This window comes from Bradyrhizobium macuxiense (assembly GCF_001542415.1).
GTDB lineage: Bacteria > Pseudomonadota > Alphaproteobacteria > Rhizobiales > Xanthobacteraceae > Bradyrhizobium > Bradyrhizobium macuxiense.
Genome location: NZ_LNCU01000107.1, coordinates 13,843 through 36,454 on the forward strand (window position 1 = coordinate 13,843; position 22,612 = coordinate 36,454).

At 62.9% G+C, this 22,612-nt stretch carries 21 protein-coding genes and 1 pseudogene; 7 read left to right on the plus strand and 15 right to left on the minus strand.

The genetic code is table 11. The features are described 5' to 3' along the window. Positions 1-102 precede the first annotated feature (102 nt). The 6 genes from AS156_RS32215 to AS156_RS32240 form a co-directional block, all read right to left on the minus strand. Entirely contained in the window at positions 103-3,612 is a 3,510-nt protein-coding gene (locus AS156_RS32215) for a PAS domain-containing hybrid sensor histidine kinase/response regulator (protein ID WP_066513341.1), read from the minus strand. A gap of 114 nt (positions 3,613-3,726) precedes the next feature. Further along, positions 3,727-4,956: a 5-aminolevulinate synthase gene (hemA, locus tag AS156_RS32220; RefSeq protein ID WP_066513342.1), complete on the minus strand. Its 1,230-nt coding sequence runs from the start codon at positions 4,954-4,956 to the stop codon at positions 3,727-3,729. 202 nt (positions 4,957-5,158) lie between these two features. Then, positions 5,159-6,220 (minus strand): MBL fold metallo-hydrolase, encoded by a 1,062-nt coding sequence (locus tag AS156_RS32225; protein ID WP_066513343.1) that lies wholly within the window; start codon positions 6,218-6,220, stop codon positions 5,159-5,161. Between the two features lie 241 nt (positions 6,221-6,461). Further along, the gene (locus AS156_RS32230) at positions 6,462-8,606 is read right to left on the minus strand and encodes a methyl-accepting chemotaxis protein (protein ID WP_066513345.1); all 2,145 of its coding nucleotides are present in this window, start codon (positions 8,604-8,606) and stop codon (positions 6,462-6,464) included. Between the two features lie 223 nt (positions 8,607-8,829). Continuing rightward, positions 8,830-9,573, minus strand: a complete 744-nt coding sequence (locus AS156_RS32235; RefSeq protein WP_066513347.1) for an outer membrane protein — start codon at positions 9,571-9,573, stop codon at positions 8,830-8,832. Positions 9,574-9,803: 230 nt separating this feature from the next. Next, positions 9,804-10,124, minus strand: a complete 321-nt coding sequence (locus tag AS156_RS32240) for a helix-turn-helix domain-containing protein (protein ID WP_066513348.1) — start codon at positions 10,122-10,124, stop codon at positions 9,804-9,806. A gap of 99 nt (positions 10,125-10,223) precedes the next feature. Between AS156_RS32240 and AS156_RS45690 the strand changes: the two genes are divergently transcribed. Next, complete coding sequence (locus AS156_RS45690; RefSeq protein ID WP_283807956.1) at positions 10,224-10,349, plus strand: hypothetical protein; 126 nt, start codon at positions 10,224-10,226, stop codon at positions 10,347-10,349. A gap of 306 nt (positions 10,350-10,655) precedes the next feature. Here the strand turns inward: AS156_RS45690 and AS156_RS32245 are convergent, their stop codons facing one another. The 6 genes from AS156_RS32245 to AS156_RS32265 all read right to left on the minus strand — a co-directional run bounded on the left by AS156_RS32245 (position 10,656) and on the right by AS156_RS32265 (position 14,248). Beyond that, complete coding sequence (locus AS156_RS32245) at positions 10,656-10,973, minus strand: lipid-A-disaccharide synthase N-terminal domain-containing protein (protein WP_066513351.1); 318 nt, start codon at positions 10,971-10,973, stop codon at positions 10,656-10,658. Between the two features lie 184 nt (positions 10,974-11,157). Continuing rightward, positions 11,158-11,961, minus strand: a complete 804-nt coding sequence (locus AS156_RS32250) for a class I SAM-dependent methyltransferase (protein ID WP_066513353.1) — start codon at positions 11,959-11,961, stop codon at positions 11,158-11,160. After that, complete coding sequence (locus tag AS156_RS32255) at positions 11,958-12,170, minus strand: hypothetical protein (protein WP_066513355.1); 213 nt, start codon at positions 12,168-12,170, stop codon at positions 11,958-11,960. Before AS156_RS32255 ends, AS156_RS32250 begins: the two co-directional genes overlap by 4 nt. Next, on the minus strand, positions 12,167-12,424 hold the full coding sequence (locus AS156_RS43590; protein ID WP_066513357.1) for a hypothetical protein: 258 nt from the start codon (positions 12,422-12,424) through the stop codon (positions 12,167-12,169). Before AS156_RS43590 ends, AS156_RS32255 begins: the two co-directional genes overlap by 4 nt. A 195-nt stretch (positions 12,425-12,619) precedes the next feature. Further along, positions 12,620-12,934 carry a hypothetical protein gene (locus AS156_RS42475; RefSeq protein WP_136626538.1) on the minus strand — a complete coding sequence of 105 codons (315 nt, stop codon included), beginning with the start codon at positions 12,932-12,934 and terminating at the stop codon, positions 12,620-12,622. Between the two features lie 150 nt (positions 12,935-13,084). Next, positions 13,085-14,248 (minus strand): site-specific integrase, encoded by a 1,164-nt coding sequence (locus tag AS156_RS32265; RefSeq protein WP_136626539.1) that lies wholly within the window; start codon positions 14,246-14,248, stop codon positions 13,085-13,087. Positions 14,249-14,888: 640 nt separating this feature from the next. Between AS156_RS32265 and AS156_RS32270 the strand changes: the two genes are divergently transcribed. The 3 genes from AS156_RS32270 to AS156_RS32280 all read left to right on the plus strand — a co-directional run bounded on the left by AS156_RS32270 (position 14,889) and on the right by AS156_RS32280 (position 16,851). After that, positions 14,889-15,809 (plus strand): hypothetical protein, encoded by a 921-nt coding sequence (locus AS156_RS32270; RefSeq protein ID WP_066513360.1) that lies wholly within the window; start codon positions 14,889-14,891, stop codon positions 15,807-15,809. 197 nt (positions 15,810-16,006) lie between these two features. Next, a complete protein-coding gene (locus AS156_RS32275; RefSeq protein WP_136626540.1) occupies positions 16,007-16,381 on the plus strand; it encodes a hypothetical protein in 375 nt (124 codons plus the stop codon). 2 nt (positions 16,382-16,383) lie between these two features. Beyond that, entirely contained in the window at positions 16,384-16,851 is a 468-nt protein-coding gene (locus AS156_RS32280; protein WP_136626541.1) for a hypothetical protein, read from the plus strand. Between the two features lie 95 nt (positions 16,852-16,946). On the opposite strand, the gene AS156_RS32285 is transcribed toward AS156_RS32280, so the two are convergent. Next, positions 16,947-17,174 (minus strand): hypothetical protein, encoded by a 228-nt coding sequence (locus tag AS156_RS32285; protein ID WP_136626542.1) that lies wholly within the window; start codon positions 17,172-17,174, stop codon positions 16,947-16,949. A 26-nt stretch (positions 17,175-17,200) separates the two neighbouring features. Between AS156_RS32285 and AS156_RS46155 the strand changes: the two are divergent. Continuing rightward, positions 17,201-17,419: pseudogene (locus tag AS156_RS46155) on the plus strand (trehalase family glycosidase); the annotation flags it as partial. Between the two features lie 26 nt (positions 17,420-17,445). Here AS156_RS46155 and AS156_RS32290 read toward each other — a convergent pair. Together AS156_RS32290 and AS156_RS32295 are read right to left on the minus strand one after the other, a co-directional pair. After that, on the minus strand, positions 17,446-18,738 hold the full coding sequence (locus AS156_RS32290) for an ATP-binding protein (RefSeq protein WP_245313173.1): 1,293 nt from the start codon (positions 18,736-18,738) through the stop codon (positions 17,446-17,448). A gap of 274 nt (positions 18,739-19,012) precedes the next feature. After that, a complete protein-coding gene (locus tag AS156_RS32295; protein ID WP_066513368.1) occupies positions 19,013-19,657 on the minus strand; it encodes a TetR/AcrR family transcriptional regulator in 645 nt (214 codons plus the stop codon). Positions 19,658-19,877: 220 nt separating this feature from the next. On the opposite strand from AS156_RS32295, the gene AS156_RS32300 reads away from it, so the two are divergent. Further along, on the plus strand, positions 19,878-21,452 hold the full coding sequence (locus AS156_RS32300; RefSeq protein ID WP_066513370.1) for an efflux transporter outer membrane subunit: 1,575 nt from the start codon (positions 19,878-19,880) through the stop codon (positions 21,450-21,452). 25 nt (positions 21,453-21,477) lie between these two features. Continuing rightward, on the plus strand, positions 21,478-22,602 hold the full coding sequence (locus AS156_RS32305; protein WP_066513373.1) for an efflux RND transporter periplasmic adaptor subunit: 1,125 nt from the start codon (positions 21,478-21,480) through the stop codon (positions 22,600-22,602). Positions 22,603-22,612 lie beyond the last annotated feature (10 nt).

Genomic DNA, 22,612 nt, shown 5'->3' on the forward strand with positions numbered 1-22,612 from the left:
GCGTCGAAAAGATCATGCTCAAACAAGGAGCTAAAGCGCGATGACGATTCAACCCAATCTCATCGGGCTTTAGCGAGATGGGCGCCGGATTGCGTCCCGCGCTCACTCCGCCGCCACCATCTGCTGGGTGCGCCATTGCCCGAGCAGCGCGCGCAGCGACGCCGGTTTGATCGGCTTGTTCAGCACCGCGATGTTCTCGTCGCGGGCTGCGGCGCGCACGGCTGGGCTGCGGTCGGCGGTGATCAGGATCGCCGGGATGTTGTCGCCGAAGCGGCGGCGGATCTCGCGGATCGCCGCGACGCCGTTGCCGCGGTCGAGGTGGTAGTCGACCAGCACGCCGGTGACGCGGCCGCCGGCAGCCTCGATCGCGGTGATGGCGGCCTCGGAATCGCTGACCGCGATCACCTCGGCGTCCCATGCCGTCAGCAGCGTCTTCATGCCGTCGAGAATGGCGGGATCGTTCTCGACGCAGACGATCCGCGCACCGCTCATCGACGTCTTCGACAGCGGCGTGGCACTGGTGACCGCCGCGGTATGGTTGACCGCGGTCGCAACCGGCACGGAGACCGAGAACACCGAGCCGCCACCCGGATTGGCATCGATCGCGATGCGATGGTTGAGCACCCGCGCCAGCCGCTCGACGATCGACAGGCCAAGGCCGAGGCCGCGCGCGATCCGCGCGCCCTGTTCGAGGCGATGGAATTCCTTGAAGATCTCGCTCCGCTTCTGCACAGGGATGCCGACGCCGGTGTCGTAGATGCTGATCTGGAGCCGATCGCCGCGACGGCGGCAGCCGACCAGCACGCGACCACGCGGGGTGTATTTGATCGCGTTGGAGATGAAGTTCTGCAAGAGCCGGCGCAGCAGCGAGCGGTCGGATTCGACCGGCAGCGAGCAGGGTACGAAGTAAAGGTCGAGGCCCTTGTCGCGCGCGATCGGCGCGAATTCGATCTCCAGCGAGCGCATCAGGTCGGCCATCCGGAAGCTCGAGATCGATGGCGTCATGGCGCCGGCATCGAGCCTGGAGATGTCGAGCAGCGCGCCCAGGATGTCCTCGATCGCCTCAAGCGAGTCGTCGATGTTCTCGACCAGGCGCGAATCCTCGCCGCCGTTCTGGCGCTCGACCAGGCTCGTCACATAGAGCCGCGCCGCGTTGAGCGGCTGCAGGATGTCGTGGCTTGCGGCGGCGAGGAAGCGCGTCTTCGACGCGTTGGCGTCTTCCGCGGTGCTCTTGGCAAGCGCGAGCTCCGAATTCAGCTGTGTCAGCTCCTCGGTGCGGTCGCGTACCCGCTTCTCCAGCGTTGCATTGGCCCGCTCGAGCGCTGCCGCGGCCTCGAAGCTTGGCGTGACGTCGGAGAAGGTGATGACGAGCGCGCCGCCCGGCATGCGGTTGGTGCGCACCTCGATCACCAGATGGCGATCGGTGAAGCGTTCCAAATAAGGTTCGCCCTCGGTGGTATAGGCGCGCAGGCGCCGCTCCAGCAGGCTGTCGCTGCTCCCGGCCGCCGGCGGACGGACCGCGCCCATGAATTCGAGGATCTCGGGCAGCGGAATGCCGAGCTGCACCAGATGCGGCGGCAGCGCCAGCAATTCGCTGAACTGGCGGTTGGAGCAGATCAGCTGCAGGTCGGCGTCGAACACCGCAATGCCCTGGCGCACATGGTTGAGCGCGGTCTGCAGGATCTCGCGGTTGAAGTGCAGCGCGGCATGCGAATCGTCGAGCAGCTTGAGCGCGGCCTTGGCCGACACGGTGCGTCGCTGCAACAGCAGCGACATCACAAGGCGCGACGACGCGGCGCCGATCGATGAGGCGATCAGCCGCTCGGCGTGCTGCAGCAACTCGAAATCGGCCGGGGCGGACGGATCGAGCGTGCTGTTGCGATCGGCGGCGAAGTCGGCGAAGGCCTGCCGGGCACGGTCGGGCCCGAGATACTGCGCCACCGTGCTCTGGATATCCTGCACCGTCACGGTGGTGCGCCAGCGCCGGAAGCTCGGGGCGATCGGCGTCAGCGCGTTGGGCACGAACACGTCGGCCTGCAGCAGCTCGATCGACGACGGCGCCTGCGTCACCGAGAACACGACATAGGTCAGGATGTTGAGCGCGAGACTCCACAGCACGCCATGCAGCAGCGGCGGCATATCGGCACCGAACAGCGCCTGCGGCCGCAGCGCCTCGATCCCGAACGGCCCGTGCTGCAGCAGCATCAGGCCGGCGGTCGAGGTTTCCAGGAAACTCGGCACGAACAGCGTGTAGAGCCACATCGCGAAGCCGACCAGCATGCCCGCCATGGCGCCGCGGGCGGTGGCGCGGCGCCAGAACAGGCCTCCGAAGAACGCCGGCGCGAGCTGGGCGATCGCGGCAAAGGACAAGAGGCCGATCGCGACCAGCTGGGTGTTGCCGAGCGCGCGGTAGTAGAAATACGCCATCACCATGATGGCGAAGATCGAGAAGCGGCGCGCCTTCAGGAGGAAGTCGCCGAAATCCTTCTGGCCGACACGGGCCTCGTCGCTGCGCGGCAGCACCAGCGGCAGCACGATGTCGTTGGAGACCATGATCGACAGCGCAACGCATTCGACGATCACCATCGCGGTCGCGGCCGACAGGCCGCCGACGAACACGGCGAGGCTGAGCAGCGGCGAATTGCCCTCGATCGGCAGCGCCAGCACGAACATGTCGGCGTCGACGGCGCCGAACGGGAAGATGACCAGGCCCGCGAGCGCGATCGGGATCACGAAGACGTTGATTACGACGAGGTAGAGCGGGAACAGCCAGCGCGCCCGGCTGACGTCGGCGTTGGAGGAATTCTCCACCACGCTGACATGGAACTGGCGCGGCAGCAGCATGATCGCGCAGAACGACAGTAACGTCATGATCAGGAAATTGCCGATCGACGGCACGTATTCGATCGCGCGCACCGCCTCCGGCGTCTTCAGGGCGCGCTCATAGAGTTCGGCCGGCGAGAACATCCAGAAGGTGACGAAGGCGCCGGCGGCGATGAAGGCGACCAGCTTGACGATGGATTCGGCCGCGATCGCCAGGATCAGGCCGTGCTGGTGCTCGGTTGCATCGGTGTGGCGGGTGCCGAACAGCACCGCGAACACCGCCATGGCAAGCGTCACCATCAGCGCGATATCGCCGAGGATCGGGATCTTGGAGACGGCCTGGTCCTCGCTCAGGATCGTTTCCAGCGACGAGGCCATCGCCTTCAGCTGCAGCGCGATATAGGGCACCGAGCCGATGATCGCGATCAGCGCCACGGTTGCGGCCACAGCCTGGCTCTTGCCGTAGCGTGCGGCGATGAAGTCGGCGATCGAGGTGATGTTCTGCGACTTGGCCAGCGCGATCACGCGGCGCAACAGCGGCGTGCACAGGCCGACCATCACGATCGGGCCGACATAGATCGCGAGGAAGTCGACGCTGGTGCGGGTGGCGAAGCCGACCGAGCCGAAGAAGGTCCAGGAGGTGCAGTAGATCGCGAGCGACAGCGGATAGATCCACTGGCTGGCACGGCCGCGCTCGTCAGGCGACATCCGGTCGCCGCGGCTCGCCACGAAGAACAGCAATCCGATGTATGCGAACGCCGTAACGATGACGCCCCAGTCGTGGAGCATTGCCGCTCATCTCCCTTCCCGGCCCGGGAAAGGGCCGTGTCCGGGATTATAGACGCAATGGGCCGGCCGCGCACCGCGCGACCGGCCCATTTTCGAGACCAAGATCAGACAGGGTTACTCTGCCGCCAGCGCCTTCTTGCCGACCGGCAGGCCGAGCCGTTCCCAGACCTGCAGCAGCGCGTCCGCCAGCGCGTCGATCAGGCTGTCGTCGTGGTAGGGCGAGGGCGTGATGCGCAGCCGCTCGGTGCCCTTGGCGACCGTCGGGTAGTTGATCGGCTGGATGTAGATGCCGTGGTCCTCCAGCAGCAGGTCGGAGGCGCGCTTGCACTTCTCGGGATCGCCGACGAATAGCGGCACGATGTGGGTGTCGCTCGACATCACAGGCAGGCCGGCGGCGGTCAGGATCGCCTTGGTGCGGGCCGCGCGGTCCTGGTGGCGCTCGCGCTCCCAGTTCGAGGTCTTGAGGTGGCGGATCGCGGCGGTCGCGGCCGAGCAGATCGCCGGCGGCAACGCGGTCGTGAAGATGAAGCCCGGCGCGTAGGAACGCACGGCATCGATGATCTCGGCCTTGGCGGCGATATAGCCGCCGAGGCAGCCGAACGCCTTCGCCAGCGTGCCTTCGAGGACGTCGATGCGGTGCATCACGCCGTCGCGCTCGGCAATGCCGCCGCCGCGCGGACCGTACATGCCGACGGCGTGGACTTCGTCGACATAGGTCATGGCGCCGTATTTCTCGGCGAGATCGCAGATGTCAGCCAGCGGCGCGACGTCGCCGTCCATCGAATAGAGGCTCTCGCAGGCGATCAGCTTCGGCCGGTCGGGGCCCGCGGCGATCAGGAGTTCTTCGAGATGCGCGACGTCGTTATGGCGGAAGATCTGGCGTTCGCAGCCGGCCTGGCGCACGCCCTCGATCATCGAGTTGTGGTTCAGCGCATCCGACAGGATCAGGCAGTTCGGGATCAGCTTGGCCAGCGTCGAGATGCCGGTCTGGTTCGAGACATAGCCCGAGGTGAACAGCAGCGAGGCTTCCTTGCCGTGGAGATCGGCGAGCTCGGCTTCGAGCTGGACCAGCGGATGGTGGGTGCCCGCGATGTTGCGGGTGCCGCCGGCGCCGGTGCCGACCCGGGTCGCGGTCTCCACCATGGCGCCGACCACTTTCGGGTGCTGGCCCATGCCGAGATAATCGTTGGAGCACCAGATCACGACATTGCGCTGGCCTTTGGGCGAATGCCAGATCGCGTGCGGGAAGCGGCCCGCGATGCGCTCGAGGTCGGCGAAGACGCGATAGCGCCGCTCGTCATGCAGGCGGTTGAGGGCGGCGTTGAAGAACTGGCTGTAGTCCATCGGCGAACCTGGAACCTGACGGGAATTGAACGGCTCTACTTAGAGCTTTTCCAGCTCCAATGTCCATGCGCCAGCCCACATTTGGCCATGCGGGCGTGTTGGGCAAATTGCCCTAGCCGAGCCGGATCAGGCTTGATTTCGGTCAAAATTTCGGTCAAATCGGCGCGATGCCCCGGGGCAAGTCTGCCAGCATCGCAGCCGTTCAGGTGGTGCGGAAGCGCAGCACGCCGTCGGCCTGCTCGGCCTTCAGCCGCCCCTCGACCAGCATGTAGTTGACATGGGCGATCAGCTCGCCCGCGGCAAAGCCCATCTGGTGGGCGTCCAGCACGTGCTTGTGGAAGACGACGGGCACCAATTCCTTGGAGGTCTGCGGCACCTCGCGACAGGCCTCGGCAATCAGCCGGCAGCGCTCCTCATGGTGATCGGCGAGCTGCTTGATCCGGGTCTTCAATCCGTAGAACGGCACGCCATGGCCGGGCAGTACCATCACGTCATAGGGCAGTGTGGTGGTGAGACTTGCCAACGACGCCAGATATTCGCCGAGCGAATTCTGCTCGGGCTCGACCGCCCAGACGCTGACGTTCGGCGAAATCTTGCTCAGCACCTGGTCGGCGGAGAGAAACAGCTTGTCGGCCGCGCAATACAGCATCACCTGGTCGAGCGCATGTCCGCCGCCGGTGATCACCTTGAAGCGCCGCGTGCCGATCACGACCTCGTCGCCGTGAGTGAGGCGGTGGTACGACGGCGGCAGCACCGAGACCCGCTTCAGATAATCCTGGCCGCGACCGAGCAGCTTTTCGGTCAGGTCCTCGTCCATGCCGTGGCGGCGGAAGAACAGCCGCTGCGCGTTGCGCCGCTCCTCCGTGCCGCGGTTCTGGTGATAGACCGACTGCAGGTACTCGACCTGCGACATGAACAGCGGGCAGTCGAAGCGCTCGGTAATCCAGCCCGCGAGACCGACGTGATCGGGATGCGAATGGGTCACGATCAGGCGCGTGACCTTCACATGCTTGAGCGGGCCCTCGAACAGCGTGGTCCAGGCCGCGATCGATTCCTCGTTGCCGAAGCCTGAGTCCACCATGGTCCAGCCGTCGCCGTCGGCCAGCAGGTAAATGTTCACATGGTTGAGGCGGAACGGCAGCTTCAGCCGCGCCCACAGCACGCCGGGGGCCACCTCCACGACCTGGTCATGGCCGGGATGGTTCTCCCAAGGGTACCTCAATGCCTCAGCCGAGGAGTGGATGCTGTCGATCTTCGTATCCATCCTATCGGCTTAGCGGGACCCGGGCCGCCGCGCCAGCCGAAAAATCGGGATGGGGACCCGGATAATCCAGGTAGGAGGAGCCCGAATTCCGCAGCCCGGATGGAGCCACCGGGTCATCCTCACGACGCTTCGTCATTCCGGGGCGATCCGAAGCATCGAACCCGGAATCTCGAGCTTCCCCGGAGCGCAATTGCGCTCCTGAGGTTCTATGCTTCGCATCGCCCCGGAACGACATGGCTTACTACGCCGCGCGGATGTTCGACAGGAAGGCGTCGATCTCCGAGCGCAGCACGTCGGCCTCGCGGCGCAGCGCGTCGGAGGCGTTGAGCACCTCGCCCGCGGCGGTGCCGGCTTCCGAGGACGCATTGCTGACGCCGACGATGTTGCTCGACACCTCGCTGGTGCCGCCGGCGGCGTGCTGGATGTTGCGGGCGATCTCGCGGGTCGCAGCACCCTGTTCCTCGACTGCGGCGGCGATCGCGGTGGTGACGTCGTTGATCTCGCCGATCGTGCTCGAGATGTTGCGAATCGCCGAGACCGCCGTGGTCGTCACCTCCTGCATGCTGACGATCTGCTGACGGATCTCCTCGGTCGCCTTCGCGGTCTGGCTGGCGAGGTTCTTCACCTCGGAGGCGACCACTGCGAAGCCGCGGCCGGCTTCGCCTGCGCGCGCCGCCTCGATGGTGGCATTGAGCGCGAGCAGGTTGGTCTGCGAGGCGATGGTCTGGATCAGGTCGACCACGACGCTGATGCGCGCGGCGTTGTCGGCGAGCCCCTGCATCGTGGTGTCGGTGGCGCGGGCCTCCTCCACAGCCTTGCGGGCGATTTCCGCGGAGGTGACGACCTGGCGGCCGATCTCTGAGATCGACGAAGACAGCTCTTCGGTGCCTGCCGACACCGTCTGCACGTTGACCGAGGTTTCCTCGGCCGCCGAGGCGACCGCGCTGACCAGCGCGCTGGACTGGTCGGCGGTCGCCGACATGCTCTGCGCGGTCGATTGCATCGAGTTCGCCGAGGTCTGCAGGCTGCCGAGTGCGGACCGGACGGTGGATTCGAACTCGGTGATCTGCGTCTCCATGCGCGAGGCGCGTTCGGCCTTGGCGGCGCGATCCTTGTTCTGGCTCGCCGAGAGCTCGCGGCTCTCGATCATGCTCTCGCGGAACACCTGCAGCGAATCGGCCATGACCGCGATCTCGTCGCGCTGCCGGCTCTGCGGGATCTCGGTGTCGAGATCGCCGTCGGACAACAGCTGCATCGAGCGTTGCAGGCCGCGGATACGGCGCAGGATGTTGCGTCCGACATAGAGCCAGACGAACAGGAACGAGCCGACCAGCGTCAGCGCGCCGAGCGCGATCATGACCATGGTCGCGAACGATATCTGCTGCCGGGCCTGGAAGGTCGAGGTGTCGGTGTCCTTCTGGACGCCGTCGACCAGCTGCTGCACGCTGATGCCGAGACCGACATTGAGCTTGCGGGTCTCTTCCAGGATGGTCTGGCCGTAGTCGATCGAGTCGAGCTGCTTCTGGCGGACCTTGAAGACGCCGGTCTTGCCTTCGCCGAGCGCGAGCAGCTTCTGTGCGGTGTCCCGCACGGCGACGATCGCCGGATTGTTGGGCAGGTCTTCCATGTTGGACTTGATGCGTTCGCGCCCGGCCTTGAACTCGGCTTCGATCGCATCCAGCGTCTCGCTGGAATTGGCCGACAGCGCCGCGGTCATGTCGGCGGCCATCAGATTGCCGGCGGCGAGCACGTTGCTGATCTGTCCCACCGTGCGGGCCGCGGCGGTGGCGTCATCGGCGGATACTTCCGCCGAGGCGAGGATGGCATTCAGCCGCGTCTGCCCGTCAAGCATCGCAGGACTGGCGGCGGAGACGAACGCCGCCTGGGCCTTGCGCAGCGCATTGTATTGCTTGTCGCGCAGCGCGCCGACGTCGAGCCGCTCGCGTGCCGCCGAGATCAGGCTCTTGGTGGCATCGTCGATGTTCTTGACGGTCTCCTGCAGCGCGCTGACGACGGCTTTGTCAGCGCCAAGCTCGATGATCTCGCCAAGCTTGGCGTTGGTGAGCTGGGCGACTTCCTGCACCTTCTTGGTGTGCTCGGCCAGCGCATCGTCGGTCTGCACGGCGAGCAGTCCGGGTCCTTGGGCTGCGAGCGCGGCGCTCTGCGCGGCAAGCTGCAGGCTTGCGGTTAGCCGCGGAATGTCGCGGCCACTGAGGCTGGTCATCGTGCCGCCGAGCTGGTGCAGCACCACTCCGGCGCCTGCGCTGATCACGAGCGCCATGCCCGCGATCACGGCGAACGCCGCGAACAGGCTGCCCCTGACGCCCATCTGCGGAAGACGAATACGCTTGAGATTGAGTTTGCCGAGCTTGAACCGAAACGCCATTACCCCCGTGCCCCCGTGGTCGCTACCTTTGGATGTTTCCTCGCGCGGCAGTATCGGGGTGGCCGGTTAATAAAATTGGGAAAATTGCGGCGATCTGCGTGATTTTTGGGCGGCCGCGGCAAGCTGCCGCTTTCTTCTGCGCGTCGGAATTGATGCACGTATCCGGACGCAAAAAGGCCGGCGTGAGCCGGCCCTTTCCACGCCTGGTTGTATGTGCGTGATCTCAGTAGTAGCCGCCGCTGGCGGCCGCTCCGCCGAACCCGCCGAGGTTGAAGCGGTAATTGAGGCCGGCCTTCACAGTGTGCTCGTCGTTGTGGAAGCTGCCGAACGACGTCAGCGCGGCCGGGCCGGTGAACCGGCTGTCGCCGAAGTCGTAGTACTGGTACTCGACCTTCGCCGACCAGTTCGGGGCGAACATGTATTCGGCGCCGCCGCCGATGGTCCAGCCGTTGCTGTGATTGTCGCTGAGCGTGAAGGCGACCGGCACACCGCCTGATGTCACCGACTCGTTGTTGTCGGAATAGGCGTAGCCGCCCTTCACGTAGATCAGGCCCGGACCCCAGGTGTAGCCGACGCGGCCGGTGATCGATGCGATGCCGCGCTGGTTGTTGTTGTAGGTGGAGCCGTTCGGGAAGATCGCGTTGAGCTGGTGGTTGCCGACCCAGGAATACTGGCCTTCAAGGCCGATCACCCAGTTCGGCGACAGCTGCCAGTCGTAGCCGGCCTGCACGCCGCCCATGAAGCGGGCGCCGGAGTCGGTGAGCGCAAGCCCGTTGAACGTGTTGTCGCTGCCCGAGAACACGCCGCCGAGATGGCCGCCGATATAGAAGCCGGTCCAGTTGTAGAGCGGTGCGGCGTAAACAGGCGCGGGCGCCTTCTGGTAATACGGGCGGGCGCCGAGATCGGCGGCCTGGGCGGTCGCGCCAAGGGCAGCGACGGCAACGGATGCGAGCAAGAACTTCTTCATGGGTCAGTCTCCGGACAAGTCGTGTGGAGGCGCAGCGTGAATGGCGCCAGCCATGGCGCGCAGTTAGACGTAATTTGAATAAAATGCTGTCACCCGAAGACGACGGTGGCCGATAAGTGGACCGCTTCGCGCGGAAACGTTTTCTTGTGCCTAACGAACGATTAATCGGCGATGAAGAGAGGCTTAACGAAAGCCTCGCGCGTTCATCTCGGATGAAGCGGCAGCCTTTCTCAGCCAAGCCGGCGGCGCACGTCGTCGCGGATGGTCTCGCGGAAGGCCAGCCGGCGCGCCGGGCGGTCCTTCTCGGCGACGTCGTGACGATTGAACGTGTCGAACTTTTCGAGGATCGGATAGCGCTCGCTCGCCATTGCCAGCACGCGCAGCAAGTCGGCGGCCTGCGCGCTCGGACCAGAGACTTCCCATCGGCGGATGGTGTCGGCACCGCCGGCCGCCGGCAATCCGCACAGCTTCGCCATGTCACCCGCCGTCAACTGCCGGCCGATCGCCTCGCCGAGATCTTCGCGCAATTTCTTGAGTTCAGGACCGGTCAATTTGGTTCGGCTCCGGGGCAATGAAGTGTGAAGTGAGTCACGTGAGGTGCTGCGGTCTCGCGGTATATCGTGTGTATGTGACGCCGGAAGGAGACGATCATGCACGGCATCATCGAGAGCCTGAGCCCCGAAAACGGACACATCGATTGGAAATGGGTCGGCAGTGTGTTCGTATTCGATGTTGTCCTGACCATTGCGGCTGCAGGTATGATCATCGCCCATTGATCCGCAAGCTGCGCCTGGATGGGCATCGCCCAAATCTGGATTCCGCTGTTGCGATCGGCGGTGTACAACGACATGGAGAAGGATGCCTCCATATGAGACAGGTCCCATCGGGGTCTGCTCGATCCAACTGCGCCCCAGCAAACACAATGCCGGCGGCCGCCGGTGAATCGCTGCGGGTGTGGGTGCTAGATCCGATGGTGACTTCCTGCAGGTCGAGGGCGCTCGGGTTGGCGACCCCGTTCATGTCAAAGTGTTCGCGAATGTGGACGCGTCAGAGAAATTGTTCGAGGTGAACGCCCCCTGATGCTATGCGGGGACGGAAGCCTCCCGTCCATTGATCATGATGAAATAGAGATTGCGAAGGTAGACTACGAGGCCGAACGCCTGGCCCACAATGAACACTGGGTCACGCCGGTGGAGCGCGTAGATCAGGAGCAACACGCCGCCGCCGATCGAGAAGAACCAAAACGCGACTGGAACCACGCTTGCGCGTGCGCGTTCGGAAGCGATCCATTGCACCACGAAGCGCATGGTGAAGAACGCCTGCGCGATGCCTCCCAGCAAGACCCAGGCGTCGAGCTTGACGATGAAGACGTCGTGCAAATAGTTGAGCAGATCAGTCATGTCGCGTTTGCCCCGACCTCGTTAAGTGTCGGCTTGTTGCGGCGGATCAGCCGCTACACACCGGGAAGATTCATTATCCCCGATACAATCGCGGCGCGACTCAAATCCGACCCTCGGGCTTGCGGGCCATGCACCGGGGGCCGGAGCAAGGCTCCGACCTCGCCCCTCTACATCCCGTTCGGCATCAGGACGACCGCGGCGTTTGTGGAGCGCTTTCTACCGGCATATCCGTCCGTCGCCATCGCGCCAGAAACACTGCAAAGGGCGCGCGGCCGGGCAACCTGTTGTAAAGACCTTCGATCGGAAACAGCACCGGAGCCAGAACCGGTTTGGCGCGCAGCGGCACACGCATGATCAGACTATTGAGGATGAGATAGAAGGCCGGTCCACCGACATAGACAACCTTCTCGGGCACGAAATAGGGCGCAGCCGTTGCGGCCAGTTCGTCGTGCTTGAGCGCCTGTTCGGTATCAGCTTCGAACCAGCGATCAGCCTTGTACCACATCCGTCGAATACCGCTAAGAAATGAATGGTCGCTGGGCTCCACCATCAAAAAATGTCCGCCGGGACGGACGATGCGAGCGATGTTCGTCAGCGTAGTTCTGAGGTCGATCACGCAATGATGCAGGCCGCCAATAACCAGGGCCGCGTCGTGACTCTGCTCCGGTGAATAAGACTTCGTCAGATCGACCAAATGCGCGACCGCGCCGGTATTGACCCGATAGTCCCGGCAGGCCTCCTCGGAAATATCGTAGCCGGTCACATGAATGCTGGGGAAGTAGCCGCGGAGCGCCAGCGAATTATGTCCGCTGCCGCAGGCGAGATCGGCGACAGACGCCGCTTCCAGTCGGAGCCCTTCCAGCAAGGGCTGATAGAGGAAGCGGTGCCGATAGGCCATCGACGCCGAGTCGTAATAATGCGCTTCATACGCGTCATGAATTGCGCTGTAATGCGCCGTCTGCGGGTTCGGCGTATCCTCCCTGCTCATGCTGTGACCGCTCCATTCGCCGGCCGCCGGCCCATCACGGTCCAGCTGTAGCCGTGTCGGTGATACACGACGAGGTCCTCAAAGCCGGCTTGTTCAAGCAGCTGTCGTGCCTCTGCCTCCCGATAATATTTCGCATAGGCCGGGTTAAGCTGGTCATAGATGACGAGATATCGCTTCTCACGGGAGAAACGGCCGATGACTTCGGTCATGTAACGATGCAACGGCACGGTAATGCCTGAGTCCGAAGCCGGGCCGTCGCGATGTTGTCCCGCGCCTGCTTCACCGCGCCACGAATTCTCACCCAGAAGCGCTCCATCCGCTGGGGGCTGCTTTCGGTGTTGTGCGGATCAGTCCCTTGAAAGACATCGATCCGGTTGAGCGCGTTCAAGGCGGGCCATGCGGCCCGCCGCTCGCCGATCTTGACCGACAAGGCTCCGGCCATCGCATCCTTCTCGTCGATCACCTGCCGGCGAAAAACCTGATGCAGCGCTTCAAGTCGCTCAATATCGATCGGCGCGGGCGCGCATGTGGTGTCAACACCTTGGAGGCGCGCTCATCGAGGAGCGCGATCGCATCCATCGCCGTACATCCGTGCTTGCGGGCGATGACACGGCTACTGCATCCTTGACGGTATCTGCGATGACTGCAGCGCGATCGATCATCTCGGCAGCAGACCGCGGCACTGGGCTCGCTTGTCGAGTGTCGCGTTGATCGTTTTGAAGCGGTCGACCAACTTCGCTTCATTGGCCAGGATTTGACGGGCAAGCTTCCTGGCGTGTGGTGATAGCGCCCGATGCCGCGGGTTGGCACCGCAGATGCAGATGGATAATGTGAGTTTGGACTGTACCAGGTGATCGGGATTGTTGGCTTGGCGCTGCGCTCGATCGTCAGCGCCGATGGAACATAGGCTGACACCGCCGATCCATGGTGTACCATCAACGGGCAAAGTTCCGCGCAAGCTACTGGTATTCAAGCAGAAAGCCTGGTGCTGCCAGACAGGATTGAACTGTCGACCTCTCCATTACCAATGGAGAACTTCATTTTTGTAAAGTGCTTGTGTTTACAATGGCTTAGATGTTCGTGCGAGTCGACCGTGTGTCAATTGTGTGCCACTTCCGCTCGGTCAACATGCCCCCCTCGTCTGATCCCCCCGGGGCGCCCCGCGTTCCTCGACGACCTGACGCTGATATTCTCCATCAGGGATAAAATATCCGACGATGGAACGCGAGTCACGCCAACCGCCCTGTGCCATCGCCGCCCTCATATCCTTGCGCCCAGCCTCGGTCGCAAACTTGTGGCGCAGCCAGTGCTGAGTGATCCGCTGCATTAACGTCAGATCGTCCTCCTTGAGCCGCCGCAGCCGATCAACTTCGCGCTGGTCTCCCGCGGCGCGCATAGCCTCAATCGCGTCATCATAGCGCTGCCGGACAGTGGCGACCGCGCGCCGCTTTGCGTTGTTGAAGGCCACCTTATTCTGCGTGCCCCAGGCGCCCCCATTGGGTTTATAGGGGAGTCCCTTGTAATGCAGGAAGAGTGGCTGATCGGAGCCCGGAGGAACTTTTCCGCGGCGAACCTGGATCTGCCTCCATTCAAGATACGCATCCAGATCGGGTTTGATGGATGAGGGCAGTGCGCAAGCGACGTCATCGCCGTTCTTCGTGTTCCGGAACGTGAGCGTCATCGTCGCCAAATTGAGATCGCCAAGTTTGCATCCCTGAAGGACGGATGACACCCGGGAGCCGGCGACGTACTCGATCCGAAGCTGAATCGCGAGGGTTAGGTGCGCCGATCCGATAATGTCCTCAAGAAGTTGGATGCGGAATTGTTGGACATCTCTCCTAGCCCGCCTCATGGGATTGCGGGCTCGTTGATCGCGTGTGAATTCTGGAAGTTTGGGATACTGCCCCGCCTTTACCTGACCATTTAGAAACGAGCATAATCCACTGATAAATCGCTCGCGCGTCCCCGGCTTGTTAGCGCGCTGTCGTTCATCCGCAAAAGCCACAATCTCTTCAGGTGGAATGTCCCACAAGATCCTGGTCGTAAAATTGGCGGTGAATTCCTGCAGGATGCGCTTATCACTTGAGCCGATGTCGCCCTTGAAGCGCTCTGATACTAAGGTGGAGACCGCTTTGTGAACCACGCCGCCGCCAAGCTTGGCGAGGACTCTTTCTACGATTTTTCGCGCCGCCCGGTCTGCTGCTTGCTTGTTCTCTTTCGTCGCGGGGACGTGGAGCGATTCTCGAATGCGTTCTGACATTGCGCCGACGCGTATCGTGCCTGTCACGTGAAACGCTGATCCTCGCGGGGCAATTCGCACACCTTCACAGTGCCAAGGTTCTACGCCTCTAGATCTACTCTTTACAGATGTCACGGACAGGTACTCGTTACGTCACGGAGGCGGGGCCAGCTTTGTCGGCGGAATTCAGACTTGTGCTTGTCAGCGTGGTCTCGGCGGTCGGTTCAGGACTTCTTCGAGCGCTGCTTCTGCGTCAGGATCAGCAGGCGAAAGGTCGACTTCTCTCCTGCGAGTTCGCCAGCGGGCCAGTACGCCACCAGGTTGGCTCTCGCGGTGGATCGCGTTTTCCAATTCGCGGAAACTGCCCTCCGACCAGTATCGAGAGCGGCCGCGCCATCGGTGGAATTGAAACACCTGGCGGGAGGGCGGACGTGCTTCATCTTTCCGAAGCCACTCGTTCAACGTCGACATCGCGACGTGTAGCCGTTTGACGACAATCTTCCCGTCTAGGTTGTATTCGGCTGGGTCAATTCCCTCAGACACGATCAGCATTCCCCTTCGAGAGTCTGGAAGCTCGCTCGGAAGCCATCGGGGCTTTCCGATCAGGCGTTTCATTGGTATTAGGAAATACATCATGTCACAGTGAATTACTACTGGCATTAGTAGATCAGTGGCGAGTCGGCATCCAATGGTAAATGAGACAGTAACCACGATAATCCACGAGCTCCGGCGCGCTCGCGATGACGGTCAACCGTGGCACGTCATCGCCCGTATTGTTCGACAATGGGCGCCCGAAGCAAGCAAATGGACCGTCAGGTCAGAACTTCGGCTGGCGACGGAAAGGGAAATCGGAATCTCCGCGTTGATGTTGCGGCGGTATCTTTCGACGTTCTTACAGATCGAAGGCACGGCTAAAGCTCAAGGGGTGGACATTTCGGCGCTGTTGCCGTCCTCCTTCACCGGCGCGGAGCTGGCGGTCAGATTAATGACCCGAAGCAAAGAAGCCGGCTTACAGGCACTGTCCGATTTGCGCGAACGACGCATTACGATTGATCAAGTGCGCGAGGAGCTTGAGAAGACCCCGGTCACCGAGACAGCTAGCGATCGTGCCAAAGCCATGTTCGACCGCACGGACAATATCGAGCACTGCGAGGTGGCGTTGGCAGCCGCGGCATCCAAGGTGTTCGGCGATGCGTTGATATGTGAACGTCGGGCAAAGCTGCGCTATTTCCGAAAGATCGGGTTCGAGATTACGACCGCCGCTGGTCACGTCGTTGGGGGAGGTGATCTCTACCTTCCGGAGGCTTCAAGTCGCTCCTCCGACCCTCTCGAAACCATCGGATTGTCTGTGCTTCTGGCGAAATACCTACCAAGCTTCTGGGTGATCTTGGTAGAGGGCCACCCGGAGCCCGTCATACGACGTGCACTCGAGGTGCTCTCAGTCCTCGATCACAGAATTGGTGTATTGCTCATCGAAGACAGCGGAAACGTAAAGATACTCCGACGTGCTGAGATTCGCGATGAGGCTCTTCGCCAGCAGGGATACGCGCAACTTATCGAGTTCTTTGGAGGTCGGCGCTCGCAGCCGAAACATTTGCGCGCCGTCTGATGCGGTCCTACGCCCGCGCGCACCCGTCTAGTGAGCACGGTAGGGGCGTCCTTCCTGTGGATTCCAAGCGGCCGGCCTGAGGCGCTGGCACGATTGGTGTAGGTTGATCGCTGATTGTTGCCCTTGGAAGCAGGAGCTCGCAGGGCGGCATTCTCTCGCTACAGAACGGTGCGAAGCTTTCAAACGTGGTTCAGGGATTGAACGTCTATTCGGCCGATCAGTTCAAGCGTCGCCTATATCGGCCGGACCTGGTGCGGGAGAAACTGGCCGGCGATCCGAACGGGTTGGTAAAGGCAGCTGCTGCGAAGCTCGATTTGAACAACATGCTAGCGAGCGGGCAGGCTCCGAAGGTGAGGCTTGCGACGGCGCTGGCGCGCGTCGAGGACCAGGGCCGAGGTGTCGGACAGGTCGAATGGCGCGTTAATGGGGTGGTGTTTGGGGTGTCAAAGCCCGACGCGTCGGTCCATGTGCAGAGCCTGCGCAAGTCGTTGTCGCTGGCCTCTGGTGAAAACCGGATCGAAGTGGTGGCTCTAACGAGCAGGGCTATGTCGCGTCTGTGCCTGCAGGAGTGACGGTGACCTCGACGCAGCAGCCGTCGAGCGAACTGCCGAAGTTCTATGTAGTGGCCGCCGGGATAAGCGCCTATCGAGCCGCCGGGCTCCAACAGCTGACCCTTGCCAGGGGCGACGCAAATGCGGTCGGAGCGGCGCTGCAGAAGAGTGGCGGACGCTTATACAAGAGCGTGGAAGTGACGACCCTACTGGATGAGCAGGTGACTGCAGCAAGGCTCGAAGAGGTCTTTGCCCAGTTGTCGCAGAAGGTGACGCCGGACGACGTGTTCGTGCTGATCATGTCGGGGCAAGGCATCACTGTGGATGGCCCGGTGCTACGCCTACGGCAAGGCGGAGATTGCCGCCAAAGCGATCCGCCAGCAGCTGTTGCGGGACTGGCTCGGCCGGATACCGGCGCTCGGGGGCGCGCTTTTAGTGGACGCCTGATGCTCGCTGCGCACCCGCGATCCTGCAGCGGCTCGTATAAATGATAATCGCATCCTTGAATGACTGATGCTGAGATTGCTTACGGCTCAAAAAAAGCGGGGCACCACTGGCATGCCCCGCACTCTTCAGCATTGACGGCCTAGAAGCGCCAATTCCCCGGATTGAGGGCGCGAGCAACGTCGCCAATACCGCGCTGGATTGCACCATCCCGGCCGCCGACCACCGGCTCAAGTGTCGTGCGTGCAACCGAGTTGTCGCCGCCCAGGATCCCGCGTTCGGCGATCGACTGCATGCTGATGCCGGTCACGGCATGAAACACCTGCGTGACGACGTTCTCCTCGTTCTTCGACGCTTGGAAATTGCCCACCACCCAGCCAAGGGGGCGACGCGGGTAGAGGCGGGGGTGCCGAATACCCGCTGCAGGTTGGCTTCGGCTGGACCAACGGGGTGCTCGCCAGGCTGATGGCTGAGAGTTCGCACAACAGAGCTCTAACGCGCTCCAGGTGCATCCGTTGGCGCGCTGACCGGCTTTGCTCGTGCGTGCGCCTCAGCGGGGATTGGGTTCGGGGGAGATTGGCGAAAAAGGAGAGCCAAACGGTGAATAGGAAATAGACCGTTTCGTTCGTAGTCGGTAGTCTCTAGATGGCACGAAGAGAAGGTTCTGTTGGTAACGTCATGCGTACCCGCAGCCCAGCGGGCTCGCCGGAGCGCAGTTCGATGGCGCCGCCGTGCCGCTTGATGATGTCCTGGGCTATCGATAGCCCGAGACCAAAGCCGGTGCTGTTCTCGCTGCGAGCCTTGTCGACTTTGAAAAAAGGTTGAAACACTTCGTCGTGCAGGGCGGCAGGAATGCCTGGGCCGTCGTCGGTGACCTCGATCTCGGCGGCATGGTCGGTACCGCCAAGCGCCACGCTCACCGTGCTGCCATGCTTGACTGCATTTTCGACGACATTGGTGATGGCACGCGACAAGGCGCGGGGATTGCACGCACAGGAGAACCGATCTGGGCCGACATAGGACACCGCGTGCCCCACATCCGCGAAGTCCGAGCATATGGTCTGCAGAAGACTCGCCAGGTCAACCTGTGACATCGGCTCCGGTCGCGCGTCATCGCGCAAATACTCCAGAGTGTCGTTGAGCATTCGAGTGACTTTGGTGAGGTCGCGCAGGATCGGGTCGCGAAGGCTATCCTGCCTAATTTGCTCCGCGCGCAGCCGCATCCGCGTGAGCGGCGTCCGCAAATCATGGCTGATCGCTGCGAGCATGCGAGTGCGGTCGTCCAACAGCTGGCGGATGCGGGCGCGCATTTCATTGAGTGATTCGCTTACCTGAATGATCTCACGAGGGCCGCGTCGGCGCAGCGCGGCATAAGCCTGCGGCGAGTGGCCAAATGTGGTGGCCGCATGCGCGACCGCGGCCAGCGGTGCGACCACCCAGCGCACGGCATAGATCGACAGGAACAGCGTGGAGAACACGGCGGTGATCAACAGCAGGGCGGTGGGAGGGACGAACATCGGCCACGCCTCGATGGTGAGATTGAACATCAGGCCATGGCTCTCATCGAGCCTGGTGATGATTTGCGACGGTGGACCCGTGGGATTTCTCAACCCGTTCAAAATCTCGATGTCGGGATACATCTCCAGCGGATGCATTATCAGGCGCGAGGAAAACGCGTCGGCCGTGCTCGGGACGAGGTCGGCCAAGGCGACGGGCCTGACTTCGAGGCCGCTACGCCGGATTGCGACCGACAGCGCGTCAACCTCCGTCGCGCTTGTCGCCGTGCGCACCAGTCGCGTGATCTCCCTGACGCGTGCGGCCGCAAATAGCGGACTGTCATCACGCGCGGGCACATCGAAGAGGAACCAGAGGATTGCCACCAGCAGCGTGACCCCGAGCAGCACCGAAGCGGTGACAAGGCCCGTAATTTGCATGGTGATACTCTGCGGTATCAGCCATCGAACATACGTCATCCGGCCTGCTCCGTCGCGGTGATGAAGACATGCCCGAGCAGTCGTGCCGTCCTGATCATGGGGCAATCCTTGAAAACGAGGTTCGGACCAATTCCGAGCCGTTGTGCATCATCAGTCCATTGGTGGGGCTTATGGCAATTGCCGGTCCCACGGTGATCCGGCAGACTAGGACTTCGCTGACGCCGACCATGGGACAAGGGATCCTCCCGGCGAGCTCGCGTGCGGGCGCCTGTGGCTACGACGATGGAATCGGCCGGTAGGCCCTGAGGAACAACGCAAGGCCCGCTTCGATCTCCCGGTCGATGGTCTCTTCCGTAAGATTGTCCAATCCAAGCATGGTGCGCAGCGGTACCTCGCCGCGCACCAGGTTGAGGAATTGGGTAGCGGCCGTGCTTGAGTCCTCAAACACGATGAGGCCTCGCGCCTTGGCCTCATCGAGAAAACAGGCAAGCCGCTGTATCGTCGCCAGCGGGCCGCTTTCGTAAAACAGCCGTCCGAGCTCGGGGAAGCGGCCGCTCTCGTTGGCGATCAGCTGCACAAATGCGACATCCTTTCGCTTGATGAAGAGGTCGACATATTGTCGCGCGAAGCGTCGCAGCGCCGGAATGAGGCCTTCCGATAAATCGGGTTGCACCAAGTGACGTTGCATCCGCTCGCACTCGGCCATGATCAGCGAGGCGAACAACTCTTCCTTGCTGTGGAAGTAGGCATAGACGGTCGCCTTCGATACGCCTGCGCCCTTGGCGATCGCGTCGGTGCTGGTGGCTGAAAATCCCTGCACAAGGAAGAGCCGGCGCGCAGTCTGGAAGACTGCGTCCCATTTCCGCCCCGTGGGTGCCTCAGGCCGCCGGACGGCCGGCGAATCGAGCGTCTCGATCATTGCAATTCTCCCTCCTCGGCGAAGTGCTGCGCTTCGCTTAACGCAACGATGATGCGCGCCTCCTTCAAACACGGACGCGTTGGCTGGGCCAAGGCCTTCCAGAGTCCCGGAAAAAGGCCCTCAGAACATTCTCTGTAACAAACTAAACGGTTCAGTACTACTTGACTTGCCTCACCAAGGCTGGCAAGTACTAAACGGTTCAGTTCCGTTGTGAGCGTCAATGCCGACCGAAATCGCTCTGACTAAACGCATCAATGGTGTCAAACTACCATTAGTCGCCCAGATTCTCCTCGCCCTCGGAGGGTGCGCGGTTGGTCCGGATTTTCAGCCGTCCGCAGGTCCTCAGGTCAGCGGTTATACAGCGAGCGCGCTGAAGCGAACGGATGCCGCCGATGGTTCTGCCGGCACGGCGCAGCGGTTCGTGAATGGCGCGGACGTCTCGGCCGCCTGGTGGAAAGTGTTTCGGTCGCGGCAAATCGAAGCCTTCATTAGGGAAGCCGTCGATAACCATCCGGACCTGGTCGCGGCGCAGGCGGCGCTGCGCCAGGCCCGCGAGGTTGCGGCAGCGGACACCAGTGCGCTGCTGCCGTCGATCACGGGAGATGCGAGCGTGACGCGCGAACAGGTGCCGGCGGCGCAGTCCGGCCTCACCGGACCTGCATCTCTGTATACGCTCTACAACACCTCGGTCCCGGTGTCGTTCACGCCGGATATCTTCGGCGGCAAGCGGCGCGGGATCGAGGCCGATCTCGCCAGCGCTGACTATCAGCGTTTCCAGCTCGAGGCGACCTACCTCACATTAACCGCGAACGTTGTCTCTGCCGCGATCAGCGATGCGTCCTACGCTGCGCAGATCCGCGTCACCGAGGAACAGATCGACGGTCAGCGCCAGCTGGTCTCGCTGCTCGAACAGCAGTTCGCGCTCGGCGCCGTCTCCAACAGCGATGTACTGACGCAGAAGGCCCAGCTTGCGCAGACGCTTGCGACCCTGCCGCCGCTGCAGAAGTCGCGTGCGCAGAACCGCAATCAGCTGATGGCCTATCTCGGCCGGCTGCCGAGCCAGGATCGGGGCGAGGCGGTGCAACTGGAGAACTTGCGTCTGCCGCGCGACCTGCCGGTCAGCGTGCCGTCGCTGCTGGTGCGCCAGCGGCCAGACATCCGTGCCGCCGAAAGCCAGGTACACCAGGCCAGTGCCAATGTCGGCGTCGCCACCGCGAACATGCTGCCGAACGTGACGCTGTCGGCCTCCGGCGGCAGCTCGGCGCTGAAGCTGTCGGAGTTCTACGGCCCGCAAGCCGCAGCCTGGAGCGTGGCGGCGAGCGTCACGGGGCCGATCTTCGATGCCGGCTCGCTGTTCCACACCAAAGAATCGAAGGTCGCGGCGCTGGAGCAGAGCAGCGCCCAGTATCGCTCGACCGCAATTACCGCATTCCGGAATGTCGCCGACTCGCTGCGTGCGATCCAGTCCGACGCCGCGCTGCTAAAGGCGCAGGTCGAGGCGGAAAAAACCGCCGCCGAGAGCCTGCAGATGTCGCAGGCCCAGTTCAAGGCCGGCTCGACGACGTTCATCACCGTTATCAACGCCGAGCAGACGCTGCTGACGGCGCGCATCAACCGCGTGAAGGCGCAGGCCTCGCGCTACGCCGACACGGTCGCGCTCTACCAGTCGCTTGGTGGCGGCTGGTGGAATCGCGTTGACGAAGCGCCGGCGGCGGCAGTGAAGCCCGCGGGCATCGCCGCGATATTCGTTCCGGCAGGAGCCTTGCCGGAACAGCCGGCCATGCCGGCCAACTGAGACAAGAGGCGCGGAGCTAGAGGCTATGTTGAAGCGCATGATCATCATGCTGGGTGTTGTCGGTGCGGTCTTTGCCGGCCTCGCCTGGTTCGTCAATTTTCGCGCCGGCATGATCAAGCAGGCGATGGCCTCGTTCGCTGATCCGCCGCAGACGGTGTCGACGACCACGGCAGTGCGCAGCGATTGGCGGTCGACCTTGACCGCCATCGGCACGTTTCGCGCCGTCAACGGCGCCGACCTCTCACTGCAGCAGTCCGGCATCGTAGACAGCATTCACTTCGAATCCGGCAAGGATGTCGCCGCCGGGGACGTTCTGCTGGACCTGCGCAAGGAGGACGACATCGCGAGGCTGCAGTCGCTGCAGGCGACAGCAGACGGCTATGCGATTACGCTGCGGCGCGATCAGGGCCAGCTGAAGATCAATGCAGTGAGTCAGGCAACGGTGGACAATGACGTCGTCAACGAGCGCAACGCGCTCGCGCTGGTGGCCCAGCAGCAGGCGCTGGTCGATCAGAAAACTCTTCGCGCGCCGTTTGCCGGACGTCTCGGCGTTCGCCAGGTCGATGTCGGCCAGTACCTGACCGCGGGCACCACCATCGTCACGCTGCAAGCGCTCAAGCGTCTCTATGTCGACTTCACGCTGCCGCAGCAAGCGGTCGATCAGGTCAAGGTCGGTCAGGAGGTAAGCGCGCGGATCGATGCGTTTCCGGGGCTGATCTTCAAGGGCGTCGTGCAGGCGTTCAATTCAAAGGTCGATCAAGCGAGCCGCAACGTGCAGGTCCGTGCGCTCTTTGAGAATGCGGACCGTAAGCTGCTGCCCGGCATGTTCGCGCGGATCGATGTCGATGTCGGCCACACCACGAGCTACGTCACGCTGCCGCAGCCCGCGATCGTCTACAACCCCTATGGGGATTCGGTATTCCTCGCGGTCAAGAGCGATGAGCCGGGCAGGGAGGGGCTCGTGGCCCGGCAAACCTTCGTCAAGACCGGCGCCACCCGCGGCGACCAGGTGGCGGTGGTCTCTGGCCTGGAGCAAGGCGCGACCGTCGTCACCGCTGGCCAGATCAAGCTGCGCAATGGCACGGTGCTGAAGGTCGACAACTCTGTTCCGGTCGCGAATGACCCGAACCCGGCGCCGGCCGATCAGTGAGCGGAGGCGG